Genomic DNA, 12,250 nt, shown 5'->3' with positions numbered 1-12,250 from the left:
CGCGCCCTGGGTCATCGACCGGCCGATCAACGCGACGAGCTTCCTCGTCTATGTCGAAAAGGTGCTGGTGCCGGAGCTCACGCCCGGCGACATCGTCGTGATGGACAATCTCGGCTCGCACAAGGCCAAGGCTGTCCGCGATGCCATCAGGGGGGTCGGCGGTTGCCGGAATTGCCGACCGCGGTCCGTTCGCGTATCACCGTGGCGCTTGATATGGGCGAGCAGCCCGAAGCCAATCCGATGAAGCTTGAGCCGAGCGACGAGGTTCTTGCCGGAAAGCCGGCCGGATCGGTTGCCCGTGTCGACGAAACCGGCCGCGTGTCCTGGACGATCCCTCTTGAGATTTCGGTGCAGATCCCTGCGCTCGCCACCACGCCGTCGGCGCCTCCAGGGCTTGCTGCAGCCATCGTCGAAGCGACGACATTCGCTGAACGCGCCGTCGCCGACGAATATCGAGACCGGAGCGGCTACAAGCGCGGCTTCCTGACCGGGTTCGATGTCTGCAACATCGACGGCGCAAATGCCAAGAGCATCGATCGCAAAAACAAGATCGTCACACCCCTGACGCCCGATTCAGCAGGCCTCGAGGTACTTGCAACGGACGCGGAAGCCGACAGCTGGCGGTGAGATCGTTCACGGGGCCGATCTTCACCGACGGAGACCGCAGTTTCCGTGGGATCAAGATTCCGGGCCGCTTCTTCAAGATTGCGGTCTGGGTCGAAGACACACGGCCACCAGCGTCCCAAGCATTCGCCATGTCGAGCACATCATCGGGTGGCTCGTCAGGATGTGATGTGGTGCAAAGGAATCGGCTTGGATTGCTGCCGTCACCAACAACGATCCAATCTACCTGATCTTCAAGCTTGGCTGCTCCAGGCCCGACGATCGCAAGCAGCGATACGCCTTCAGCGAGGCAGAGATCGGGCTGTGAAGGACTATTTTGCGAGCAAGGGCCATAGCAAAGATCTAAAGCAGAACCGAAGCGGCCGCGAATCTGAAGGTGGTCGGTTGTTTGACTACCGAGGAAGCTAAAGCCGAAGGTGAGCCTCATCACCCGCCCCCGCTCCGCCCTTGCGACCCGGCCCAGCAGGTCGGATCGGGGGCTGCCGCCAGCGCCAGTGGAGATGTCGCGTGTCGCATGTCTAACCGGCTGACCACGTCGCACCTCTAATCAGCTTTGACACTATTTAAGCTCGAAAAGACCGTATTATCGGACGCTTGGATAAAGGTCCTGCTGGATCGGCGGTTCGATCCTTTCAAGAGCGTGGGTTGTCGAGAGCGATACGGTTTATCACACGTGGCTGCCTAGAGTGCAGTGTCCTTGCTCGCTGCGCCCAGGTCTTCTTCAAAGGAAGCCTCTATGTTGGTCGCCTGTAGATAAAAGTCCTTTGGCCTACCGATATGGCGACGGATGATGTCGGCCAGATGGTTCCCATCTCCCTGTCGGATCGCCTCAATCATCGCAAAATGTTCTTCGATCGCCACTTCGCGCATCTCCTCGTTGGGGAAGGCACGAGTGCGGATTGGATGGGTCGAGAACGTATAATGTTGGATCGCTTCGGCCAGCCGTTTGTTGCCGGCGTGCTCATAAAGCGTTTCATGGAACGTATTGTTGAGCGTGAACACCTCGGAGAACCGCATGGCGCGCGAAGCCTCGCGATGCTTTTCGGCAATGTCTGTCAGGAAGGTGATGAACTGCGGTTCTGCCGGCCTTGAAAAATGCCGCGCTGCCTGCGTTTCGAGGCATTCGCGGATTTCGTAAAGTTCCTCCACCTCGCGAATAGAATAATCCCGAACCTGGACACCCTTGTTCGGCTGGCGAATGACGAGGCCGACCTTTTCCAGCTCGTCGAAAGCCCGCCGCACGCCATGGCGAGTCGCGCCGGTGCGGACCATGATTTCATCTTCGATCAACCGCTCCCGCGGCCGGCAGGCGCCGGAAATGATCTTGCGCTGCAGGTCCTTGTATACCGCTTCCCAGCTGCCGCTTTTCTCTGCAGTTTCATCCATTTATTTGCGACTCTCGCACGCTACCGATGTTCGAAAGCAATAACTCATCTTGGGGCTCAAAACAATCATCGTTGACATTATCGATAATATTACCTATGAAATTTTCGACGGAGGAAATCGGGTGTATCGCATCGGCAGTGGAGCGGGATTTTCGGGAGATCGCATCGACGCGGCGCAGCCTGTCGTCGAGGCGATTGCTGCGACAGGTGAGGGTGGCGCGATCATTTTCGAGACGATTGGCGAGCGTACGCTGGCGCTTGGCCAGATCGCCAAGCGGCGCGATCCGAAAGCCGGTTACGAGCCGTTGCTCGAACAGTTCCTGCCGCCGATCCTAAAGACCTGTGTGGAAAACCGTATCGTTATTGTCGGCAATTTCGGCTGCGCCAACCCTCGCGCTGCGGCCGATACAATCCGTGCGATGGCTGAGGCGCAGGGCTTTGCCGGCGCCCGCATAGCGGTGGTCGAGGGCGATGATCTGGTCGGGCGGGTCGATATCAGTGCGACTGAGCGCTGGGAAGGCGATCGCCATCTGCCGGCCCCGTCGGGGGACGTGATCGCCGTTAATGCCTATATAGGGGCGCGTCCGATCGCCGAAGCAATCCGTGCTGGCGCGCAGGTCGTTGTAACAGGGCGCGTGGCCGATCCGGCACTGGCACTCGGGCCGCTGGTGGCTCATTTCGGCTGGGACTGGAATGATCTCGATCTACTGGCTGCCGGCACGCTGGCAGGGCACCTGCTCGAATGCGGCTCGCAGGTCTCGGGCGGCTTCTTTGCCGATCCGGGCTATAAGGATGTACCAGATCCCGCCAATATCGGCTTTCCGATCGCCGAGGTGGAGGCCGATGGCACTTTCGTCCTCACCAAGGCGGAAGGTACCGGTGGCTGCGTTGACACGCGCACTGTCAAAGAACAGCTTCTTTACGAAATTCATGATCCTGCAGCCTATCTGACACCGGACGTGACGCTCGACCTAACCGAGGTTGAGGTCGTTGCTGTGGGTCGTGATCGGGTTCGGGTCACGGGCGCCCGCGGGCATGCAGCGCCGACAACGTTGAAGGCGACGGTTGGATATTACGGCGACTGGCTGGGAGAGGCAGAGATTTCGTATGCTGGGCCGAACGCTCTTCAACGCGCGCGGCTTGCTGTTTCGATCATGCGCGACCGGCTGGCAAAGCGGGCGCTCGATGTGGCATCGCGGGCCGACGTGATCGGTACGACCAGCGTTTTCGATGACGACAGCGGCACGCTGTTTGAGGGATTTCGCGGCGAAAACGATGGCGATTATCGCGTCCGTTTCGCCTTCGGCGGCGAGGCAGGCGCCGTTGAGGCGGCGGTGCAGGAGGTCAACGCGCTCTATTGCTGCGGACCGGCGGGCGGCGGCGGAGTGCGCCAGAGCGTGCGCCCGCGGGTGCGGACGGTTTCACATCTCGTCCCCCGTTCGCTCGTATCGGTCTCGCATTCCTTTATCGGAGAGACGTCATGACACGGGACCGCATCACCGTACCGCTGCATGCGATCGCCCATGGCCGCGCCGGCGACAAGGGCAATCGGCTGAACGTCAACGTCATCGCCTACCGCACGGAATTCTGGCCGATCCTGCTTGAACAGGTAACAGAAGCGCGCATCGCAGCGCTCTTCGCGCATCGGGGCGTTACGCGTGTCGTGCGCTATGAACTGCCGAAGCTGCAGGCGCTCAATTTTGTCATCGACGACGCTTTGGAAGGCGGGGTCAATTCCAGCCTTAGCCTCGACACGCACGGAAAGACCCTGTCTTTCCTGGTGCTCGACCTCCCGGTCGAGCTTCCGTCGCACATTCAATCATCTGCTGCGGCCGTCCGGTCGCGAACGCCAAATTTTGATCCAGTCATGGGAGGAGTGGACAATGAATAAGAAGAGGACCCTGACGCTTTTGCCGGCTCTGTTGGCCGGCATTTCTGCGGCAGCAATGATCGCCGCGCCAGCGGGCGCGCAGGAAATCAAGCGCGGTGGCAACCTTCGCATCGGCATCTCACAGATGGCACCATCGCCCGACCCGGTTGTTACGACATTCGGCGTCAACTGGGGAACGTCCTATATCGTCTGCGAAGGCCTTTTCGGGCTGGATGAAAAATGGACGCCTCAGCCGATGCTGGCGGATTCATTCAAATACAGCGACGACGGGCTGAAGCTCACCGTTGTGCTGCGCTCGGGACTGAAATTCCATTCCGGCGCGCCGCTGACCTCGGCCGACGTCGTCGCGTCGCTTAACCGCTTCCGCGAATCCGCCGGTATCGGCGCATCGCTGAAAGCGACGACCAAGTCGATCAAGGCGGTGGATGACAAGACCGTCGAATTCGAGCTGGCGAGTCCGAGCCCGATCCTGCCAGGTCTGCTGGCTGGCGCGCAATCGGCCATCATGTCGGCCAAGTCTCTTGAAGGAGCATCCGCCACGGTCGGCACAAAGGGGTTGGATTGCACCGGTCCCTATACGCTGACCAGCTACCAGCCCGACCAGGGCGCCAAACTCACCCGGTGGGACGATTACCAGAGCCGGAAGGAGCCTGCATCGGCAATGTCCGGCGCAAAATATGCCTACGCCGACGAGATCGATCTACGTCTGATGCCGGAGCCTTCCGTGCGTCGCGATGCGCTAATCACGGGGCAGATCGATATCGCCCGCGAGCTGCCGTCCGACTTCTATGACGCATTGAAGAACAACTCCGGCACCGAACCGGTCGTCGTGCCGAACAACCAGTCGCTGACGGTGGTGTTCAATACCAAGGAAGGCGTTCTGGCTGACGTCAACCTGCGCCGCGCCATCTATTACGCGCTGGAGATGGAACCGATCATGCAGGCGTCTGTCGGCAAGAAGGAATTCTATACGCTCGATCCAAGCTGGATCCCCGATCCGAATTCCTTCTGGTACACCAAGGCCGGCGTTCCGGATGGCTTCGGCAAGCCGAATGCGGCCAAGGTAAAGGAATATCTCGGCAAGTCGAACTACAATGGCCAGCCGATTCGCTGGCTGGTCGCAAGCGAACAGTACCAGAAGCACTATCTGACGGCGATCACCGCCAGTCAGCAGCTCGAAGAGTTCGGCATCAAGGTGGATATCATTCAGTCCCCTATGGCGAATTATATCCAGACCCGCGCCAATGCGGCGCAGATGGACGCCTTCTCCAGCTTCCTGCCGACTTATGTCGACCCGACCTCGATCGCTTATCTCAACCCGACCTATCCGGGCTTCTGGGATAATCCGGAAAAGACCGGGCTGATGAAGCAGATCGCGACGACGATCGACCCGACGGAGCGCAAGGCGATCTTCGAAAAGATCCATGCGCTTGCCTATGATCAGTTCCCGTTCATCAAATACGGGACGGAGTCCAACATGTATGGCATGCGCAAGGGTGTGGGTAATCCGCAGAGGATTCCGGCCCGCTCGGACGACTTCTACAACGTGGCGCCGCCGCCGGCGAATTGAGGATGAGCACGATCGAGCAAAGCCTGTCCGAGAGCCCGGCCACCGGAGAGGAGGCGACCCTCGTTTCTAGCCACCGGCCGCTATGGCAAAGATTGGTCCGCAACCCCGCGGCCGTCTTTTCCATCGCCGTGCTCGTTCTTATGGCGCTGGGAGCAATCCTGGCGCCGGTGATCGCACCCGGCAATCCCATGCGGGTGAGCCCCGCCCTGCGGTTTACCCCGCCGGGCCCCGAACATCTTTTCGGCACCGACAATCTCGGTCGCGACATATTCAAAATGGTGCTGCATGGCTCGCGTACCTCACTGCTCGTCGGCCTTATCGTCACGCTGGTCTCCATGTCCGTGGCGATCGTGCTGGGGGTGATTTCCGGCTTTTATCGCAAGGTGGACGTCGTCTTGATGCGCTTCGTCGACGGGATGATGGCTTTCCCGGGCATCGTGCTGGCAACGGCAGCCGCCGGCATCATGGGGCCGAGCGTCACGACAGTCATTACGTCGTTGTCGATCGTGCTGATAGCGCCTTCGCTACGCATTGTCCGCGGCCAGGTGCTTGTCGTCCGCGAGCTGCAAATGATCGAGGCGGCGCGCGCCGTCGGCGTGCCGACGCTACGCATCCTCTCCCGCTACGTGCTGCCGGCCGTCAGCTCGCCGATCCTCGTCCAAACCTCGTTCATCTTCTCCGCAGCCGTACTTGGCGAAGCTGGACTGAGCTTCATCGGCGTCGGTATTGGCCCTAGGGATCTGAGTTGGGGTAACGCGCTGACCGAAGCGCGAAATTACATCAGCCAGGCGCCTTGGATCGTGCTGTTTCCGGGTTTGGCGCTGATGCTGACCATTCTTTCGCTCAACCTGCTGGGTGACGCATTGCGCGATGTGCTTGATCCCCGGCTTGCAAGGAGACGCTAGATGCTGACCTATCTCGGCAGGCGCTTCCTGCTCATTCTTCCAACGATCTTCGTGCCGTTGATCCTGGTCTTCCTGCTGCTGCGTCTGTCGCCGGGCGATCCCGCCGGCATGATGCTGGGTGATCAGGCGACTGCCGACCAGATTGCCGCGCTGAGAACCGAACTCGGGCTCGATCAACCGATCTACGTCCAGTTCTTCATCTGGCTCAAGGACATCGTGACGCTGGATCTCGGCCAGTCGATCTTTTTCCGCGAGACGGTGATGAAAATCATCCCTGAATATGCCGGCGTCACCATCCTGCTCGCGCTGGTGGCTCTTTCGCTGACGGTCGTCATCGGCGTGACGCTTGGCCTGATTTCTGCGATGAACCGCAACAAGCCAATCGACCGGGGGGTTATCGTCGGCGCAGTGCTCGGCATATCGGTACCGGAATTCTGGTTCGCGTTACTGCTGATTTTCCTGTTTGCAGTGACGTTGCGCTGGTTTCCCGTCGCGGGCTACAATCCTCCGTCAGCCGGCATCGTCGCCTTTGCTGCGACCATCTTTCTTCCGGCGCTGGCGCTTGGCGTGCGCCAGTCGGCACTGATGACACGGATGATGCGCTCCTCCATGCTTGACGTGCTGAACGAGCCATATATCACGACCGCGCGGGCTCAAGGACTGCCGGAGCGCAAGGTGATCGGCAGCTACGCGCTGCGGACGGCCTCCATTCCGGTCATCACCGTTGTCGGGCTTGCGGCTGGCCATATGCTGGGCGGCGCCGTCGCGATCGAGATCATCTTCGCCTTGCCGGGCCTCGGCCGCATGCTGGTGGAAGCGGTTGCCCGCCGCGATTATCCGCTCGTCGAAGGCGGGGTTCTGACCATTTCGTTGATCCTTGCCGTGCTCAATCTAGCGATCGACATCGTCTACGCACTCCTTGATCCCCGGATACGCTACCAATGAACACGCATATTCCATCGGAAGCGCTTGGCCTACCGCAGGAGGCCGTGAAGACCGTCCCGGTTCTGGAGGTCGAGGAACTGTCCCTGTCATTCCGCGACGAAGGCGCCTTGCTGCCGATCGTTACCGACATTTCGTTCTCGATCGGTCGTGGCGAGGCAGTGGCGCTGGTCGGCGAATCCGGCTGCGGCAAGTCGATCACCGCCAGTGCGATCATGGGGCTTGCGCCGGATAATGCGGTCGTCACCGGTGAAATCCGGCTGAACGGGCAACGCATTTCCGATCTTTCCCCGAGAGAGCGCCGCAAGCTCTGCGGTCGCCATATGGGCTTTATCTTTCAGGAGCCGATGACGGCCCTGCACCCGACGCTGACAATCGGCCGGCAGATGACCGATACGCTGAGCCACAATCTCGGGCTCGGCCAGCGGGCGGCGATGGACCGCGCTGCCGAACTGCTGGTGAAGGTCGGAATTCCCCGCGCAAAGGATATCCTCAAAGGGTATGTCCACGAACTTTCCGGCGGCATGCGCCAACGCGTGATGATCGCGCTCGCCATTTCCTGCGGGCCATCGCTGATCATCGCCGACGAGCCGACTACCGCGCTCGACGTGACGATCCAGGCCCAGGTTCTTGACCTTCTGGAAGACATGCGCCGTGAGCTCGATCTCGCCATGCTCTTCATCACCCACGATCTGGAAGTGGTCGGCGACTTCTGCGACCGGGCTGTCGTCATGTATGCCGGCGACGTGGTGGAGCGGGCGACGAGCCGGGAGATCGTCGAGACACCGCGCCATCCCTATACACGCGGCCTGATCGACGCCATTCCGGCGCATGGCGAAACCCGCAATCGACTGACACCGATCCCCGGCACGGTACCGCCGGTCGGGGCGTGGCCCGAGGGCTGTCGGTTCGCACCCCGTTGCCAGCACGCGGATGAACAATGTCGCACCCATCCCGGTCTTGACGCTGTCGGCAGTTCCACGGTCCGCTGCTGGCACCCGGTCGAGGAGGTCTCGGCATCATGAATACCGTTTCGCCCGTGCTCGAAGTGCGCGGCCTTTCGAAATCCTTCAAGGCGGTCAAGGCCGTCCGAAATGTCTCCTTTTCCATCACCAGGGGCAAAACCTTCGGCATCGTCGGCGAATCCGGCAGCGGCAAGTCGACGACCGCCCGCCTAGTGCTGCGGCTCATCGATCCGACGTCCGGCGACATCCGCTTCCGGGGAACGGATCTTTCCGCCATGAAGCAGGAAGAGTTACGCCGCGAGCGGCGCCACATGCAGATGATCTTTCAGGATCCCTTCGGATCGCTGAACGGCCGCATGACTGTACGCGAGACGCTGACCGAACCACAGATGGTCCATGGTATAGGCACGCCCGCTTCGCGGCTAGAAGCTGCCCGCAGCCTGCTTGCCGAAGTCGGACTGCCGGCGGCCGCGCTAGACCGGTTTCCACATGAGTTCTCCGGCGGCCAGCGCCAGCGCATCGCGATCGCCCGTGCGCTTGCCACCAATCCGGACCTGATCGTTGCCGACGAGCCGGTCAGCGCGCTGGACGTTTCTGTGCAGGCGCAGGTGTTGAACCTGTTGCGCGATTTGCAGGAGCGGCATGGCACGACCATGCTGTTCATCTCGCATGATCTCAGGGTCGTGCAATTCATGTGCGATGAGATCGCGGTCATGTATCTTGGCGAGATCGTTGAACAGGGACCGCGCGAGCGGATATACGGCGCTCCGGCGCATCCCTATACCCAGGCGCTGCTCGCTTCCGCACCGGGCAGGGGAGCGGGCAAACGCGCCCGGCTCTCCGGTGAAATCCCAAGCGCCCATGCCGCACCGAGCGGCTGCGCCTTTCGCACCCGCTGTCCGCATGCTCATGAACGCTGTGTCCTCGAAGCGCCGGGAATGCGTGAGCTCGGTTGCGGCCAGCGGGCGGCCTGCCATCTGCTGGAGAAGGCTCCAAGCGCATGAAGACGATCGATGTTTCGAGCTGCGAGGCGATCTATCGCGGCGTCGTCTCCGAGAGTGGCCTTAGCTTTTTCGGCATCCCCTATGGCGAGCCACCGGTCGGCGCCCTGCGCTTTCAGCCGGCGAAAGCGGTCGTGGCCAAAGGCCTTGTCGATGCGACGCAGCCGGGCAACGCGCCGCCACAGATCCGTCGACCGGTACCCGTATGGACGCCGCGCAATACGGGTTTCTTGACCGGCGAGGACTGCCTCAACCTCAACGTCTTCACGCCGGCAGCCAATGGCGGCAAGCGGCCGGTCGTAGTGCACGTGTTCGGTGGCGGTTTCCAGACCGGGTCCGTCAATGGCGGTTATCAGGATGAACTCGGTTTCGTCGAACGTGGGGACCTCGTTTATGTCCGGCCAAATTTCCGTACCGGCGCGCTGGGTTTTCTGCATCTTGGCGAGGTGATGGGCGATGGATCGCCTGCCAATCGCGGCATGCTCGATCTCGTTCTGGCGCTGGAATGGGTCCAGGCGAATATCGGAGCCTTCGGCGGCGATCGGGACAATGTCACGCTTGTCGGCCTGTCATCTGGCGGTTTCACTATCGGTGCGTTGTTCGGTATGGATGGCATTGCCCATCTTTTTCGGCGGGCCTGGATGATGAGTGGTTCGGCAAGCCGGATCATCGATCCGCGGACGGCAAGCTCCATGGCCCTCGATTTTCTGGACCGCACCGGCATCCGCCCCGGCGATCACGATGCCCTGCAGGCCCTGCCGGTCGAGCGCATTCTCACCGTGCAGGAAGAGATCATCGCCACCGACCTTGGCGAACGCAATTCACCCGGGGGCAGGACGATGGGCATCGTGCTCGACGGCGCGAGCCTGAAGCGCCATCCGCTCGACGGCCTTGCCGCAGGAACCTTCCGCGACAAGCAGATGGTCGTCGGCTGGACGAGAGACGAGGCAAGCATGTGGTATGCCTTGGGCATCATGCCGGCGCCGAAGGGCCGAGAGCGCGTACTTTCAACTGTTGCACGCTTTTTTCCCGACAAATCGGAAACGGTATTATCTGAAATTGAAAGGGCTTACCCAAAAGCCGGCCTGGCCGAATTGGAGGAACGTTTCCTATCGGCAACCATCTACCGCGATACCGCCCAGCGGACCGCCGAGACTCACGGGAACGCGGACGGCAAAGCCTTCGCCTACGAATTCGGCTGGGTGCCGGAGTTCGAGGGCGGCAGGCTGGGTTCCTCGCACTCCTTCGATGAACCGTTCGTATTCGGAAACGTGGAGGCAGAACGGGTGCCGCTTGCCGGTGGCAAGCCCCATGCGGTGAAGCTTGCCAACGAGATGTCGGACGCTTTGCAAACCTTCGCCCACACCGGGACGGCGCCTTGGCAGGATTTTCAAAAAAACCGCTTCATCAAACGGTTCGAGTGAATTCTCTTGCCACCATTATGGCAGTATCGATCTCCAAGTATACTCCACCGTGCGACAGGAGATTGGCGCATGGTTCTGAGTCGGCGGTTCAAATTGCTTCAAGGGTTGTGAGCAGACCGCACAAATTCAAGTTTCTATCGCACCAGAACTGTCCGAAACGTTGACATTCGGGCCGGTAGGTCCGGTCATGAATACATCTGCTGAGCTGAAGCAAAAGTACGAACTTCAGCGTGAGAAGTGAGGTACCGTAGGTTCGGATCTGTTCGCGAACCCTGGGGTCACCGATGCCAATGTGTCTCTCACCACGCCGATGCACCGTAATGTTTTCCAGCCGACGTATTCAGCGCATGGTGAGTTTAGCAACAACTGCTTTCCAGCCAGCAGTCAACGCAGCTACGTCGCAGTGGTCGGAGCAGTAATCATCAGCCTCGCCCATGCCATATGGATGGACAGACCGCTTTATACATTCTTCCGCTCGAAGAGCGATAGAAGGTTTGCAAATGCTGCCGTCACGGGCGTGGATACGCCCTGCCGGAGACCTTCCCGGGCAACCGCACCGGTGATTGTGCCGATCTCCATTGGCCGGCCGGCGAGGCGGTCCTGGAGCATCGAGGGCTTGTGAGGGCGATGGTGCGCAAAGGCATGTTCCACCGATTGCCGCGTCCGCTCCACATCGACATCGAGGCCACGGGCCTTCGCGACGGCTAGCGCTTCCGACAGGATGGCGAAGACGATCTGCCTTGCTTCCTGCCGGTCCGCCATCTCGCCGACGGTCAGGTCGGTCGCCGCCGCGAGCGAATTCAAGGCCGCGTTGAAGGCGAGCTTTTCCCAGATCGCGACCTCCACCGCTGGGTCCAGTTCGCAGTTCAGCCCGGCGTTTTCCAGCATATTGCAAAGATCCTGCAGCCCGGGTGAGGGGACGCCGTTCGCCGCCCAGATCCGGATCTGTCCGTCGCCCGGCACGCGAATGTGCCCGGGTGCGACGAGCGTCGAAGGCCAGTTGGTCATGCCCATGGCGATGCGTTCCCGCGGAATGAAAGCCTCGATCGTCTCGACATTGCCGATGCCGTTCTGCACCGTGAGCGCAAGCGTTTGCGGCCCGATCAGATGCCGAGCGGCTGCCATCGCCGCTTCGGTGTGCATGCCCTTGGTGAACACGATCAGCAGATCGAAGGCACCCGTATACCGTTCCGCCGCTCCGATCGGTAGGGAATAGGTCTTTTCTCCATCGTCGCCGGTCAACCGCAGGCCGTTCGCTTTGATGGCTTCGATCTGCGCCGGAGCGACGTCGATCAACGAAACATCTTGCCCGCTTCCCGCAAGCCGGGCGGCGAACAGGCCGCCCATGGCGCCGGCCCCGATGACGGCAATTCTCATGGTTTTGTCCCTTCCCGATGCTCCTCCGCATCGTCTCCGGATTATCCCGGAAAACCGTTTTTGCCGCAAGATAGTTTGACGTCAAAAATTTTGTTATCAAACTATCTTGCAGCGAGAAAGCCTTTTGGCTACGGTTCACAACAAGAGCAAGGCAGGCCGCAGCGCT

At 60.8% G+C, this 12,250-nt stretch carries 11 protein-coding genes and 1 pseudogene; 10 read left to right on the top strand and 2 right to left on the bottom strand.

Going from position 1 to position 12,250, the window contains the following annotated elements:
• Both ABK249_RS18520 and ABK249_RS18515 read left to right on the top strand, forming a co-directional pair.
• Window positions 1-160, top strand: a pseudogene (locus tag ABK249_RS18520) (transposase); the annotation flags it as partial.
• Between the two features lie 53 nt (window positions 161-213).
• Entirely contained in the window at window positions 214-627 is a 414-nt protein-coding gene (locus ABK249_RS18515) for a hypothetical protein (protein ID WP_227705652.1), read from the top strand.
• A 678-nt stretch (window positions 628-1,305) separates the two neighbouring features.
• Here the strand turns inward: ABK249_RS18515 and ABK249_RS18510 are convergent.
• The gene (locus ABK249_RS18510) at window positions 1,306-2,010 is read right to left on the bottom strand and encodes a GntR family transcriptional regulator (protein ID WP_052182553.1); all 705 of its coding nucleotides are present in this window, start codon (window positions 2,008-2,010) and stop codon (window positions 1,306-1,308) included.
• A 121-nt stretch (window positions 2,011-2,131) separates the two neighbouring features.
• On the opposite strand from ABK249_RS18510, the gene ABK249_RS18505 reads away from it, so the two are divergent.
• From ABK249_RS18505 to ABK249_RS18470, 8 genes are read left to right on the top strand one after another with little or no spacing between them, the layout of a single operon-like run.
• A complete protein-coding gene (locus ABK249_RS18505) occupies window positions 2,132-3,493 on the top strand; it encodes an acyclic terpene utilization AtuA family protein (RefSeq protein ID WP_227705653.1) in 1,362 nt (453 codons plus the stop codon).
• Window positions 3,490-3,900, top strand: a complete 411-nt coding sequence (locus tag ABK249_RS18500) for an AtuA-related protein (protein WP_227705654.1) — start codon at window positions 3,490-3,492, stop codon at window positions 3,898-3,900. The genes ABK249_RS18505 and ABK249_RS18500 overlap by 4 nt, the downstream gene beginning before the upstream one ends.
• Entirely contained in the window at window positions 3,893-5,470 is a 1,578-nt protein-coding gene (locus ABK249_RS18495; RefSeq protein WP_037145016.1) for an ABC transporter substrate-binding protein, read from the top strand. Before ABK249_RS18500 ends, ABK249_RS18495 begins: the two co-directional genes overlap by 8 nt.
• 2 nt (window positions 5,471-5,472) lie before the next feature.
• Window positions 5,473-6,375, top strand: coding sequence for an ABC transporter permease (locus ABK249_RS18490; RefSeq protein ID WP_037145019.1), 903 nt, complete (start codon window positions 5,473-5,475; stop codon window positions 6,373-6,375).
• A complete protein-coding gene (locus tag ABK249_RS18485; RefSeq protein ID WP_037145022.1) occupies window positions 6,376-7,320 on the top strand; it encodes an ABC transporter permease in 945 nt (314 codons plus the stop codon).
• The gene (locus ABK249_RS18480; protein ID WP_081952624.1) at window positions 7,317-8,342 is read left to right on the top strand and encodes an ABC transporter ATP-binding protein; all 1,026 of its coding nucleotides are present in this window, start codon (window positions 7,317-7,319) and stop codon (window positions 8,340-8,342) included. Before ABK249_RS18485 ends, ABK249_RS18480 begins: the two co-directional genes overlap by 4 nt.
• Window positions 8,339-9,286, top strand: a complete 948-nt coding sequence (locus ABK249_RS18475) for an ABC transporter ATP-binding protein (RefSeq protein WP_227705655.1) — start codon at window positions 8,339-8,341, stop codon at window positions 9,284-9,286. The genes ABK249_RS18480 and ABK249_RS18475 overlap by 4 nt, the downstream gene beginning before the upstream one ends.
• Window positions 9,283-10,707, top strand: coding sequence for a carboxylesterase/lipase family protein (locus tag ABK249_RS18470; protein ID WP_348863597.1), 1,425 nt, complete (start codon window positions 9,283-9,285; stop codon window positions 10,705-10,707). The genes ABK249_RS18475 and ABK249_RS18470 overlap by 4 nt, the downstream gene beginning before the upstream one ends.
• Before the next feature lie 459 nt (window positions 10,708-11,166).
• On the opposite strand, the gene ABK249_RS18465 is transcribed toward ABK249_RS18470, so the two are convergent.
• A complete protein-coding gene (locus ABK249_RS18465; RefSeq protein WP_037145033.1) occupies window positions 11,167-12,084 on the bottom strand; it encodes a ketopantoate reductase family protein in 918 nt (305 codons plus the stop codon).
• Window positions 12,085-12,250: the final 166 nt, after the last annotated feature.

Source organism: Neorhizobium phenanthreniclasticum, assembly GCF_040066075.1.
Classification (GTDB): domain Bacteria; phylum Pseudomonadota; class Alphaproteobacteria; order Rhizobiales; family Rhizobiaceae; genus Neorhizobium; species Neorhizobium petrolearium.
Note: the sequence above shows the minus strand (reverse complement) of the source record. Positions and strands in the feature narration are given on the sequence as shown.

Coding starts and splice junctions, on each gene's coding strand:
- ABK249_RS18465 (WP_037145033.1), bottom strand. CDS start 12,084: ATGAGAATTGCCGTCATCGGGGCCGGCGCCATGGGCGGCCTGTTCGCC.
- ABK249_RS18495 (WP_037145016.1), top strand. CDS start 3,893: ATGAATAAGAAGAGGACCCTGACGCTTTTGCCGGCTCTGTTGGCCGGC.
- ABK249_RS18480 (WP_081952624.1), top strand. CDS start 7,317: ATGAACACGCATATTCCATCGGAAGCGCTTGGCCTACCGCAGGAGGCC.
- ABK249_RS18510 (WP_052182553.1), bottom strand. CDS start 2,010: ATGGATGAAACTGCAGAGAAAAGCGGCAGCTGGGAAGCGGTATACAAG.
- ABK249_RS18485 (WP_037145022.1), top strand. CDS start 6,376: ATGCTGACCTATCTCGGCAGGCGCTTCCTGCTCATTCTTCCAACGATC.
- ABK249_RS18490 (WP_037145019.1), top strand. CDS start 5,473: ATGAGCACGATCGAGCAAAGCCTGTCCGAGAGCCCGGCCACCGGAGAG.
- ABK249_RS18470 (WP_348863597.1), top strand. CDS start 9,283: ATGAAGACGATCGATGTTTCGAGCTGCGAGGCGATCTATCGCGGCGTC.
- ABK249_RS18515 (WP_227705652.1), top strand. CDS start 214: ATGGGCGAGCAGCCCGAAGCCAATCCGATGAAGCTTGAGCCGAGCGAC.
- ABK249_RS18475 (WP_227705655.1), top strand. CDS start 8,339: ATGAATACCGTTTCGCCCGTGCTCGAAGTGCGCGGCCTTTCGAAATCC.
- ABK249_RS18500 (WP_227705654.1), top strand. CDS start 3,490: ATGACACGGGACCGCATCACCGTACCGCTGCATGCGATCGCCCATGGC.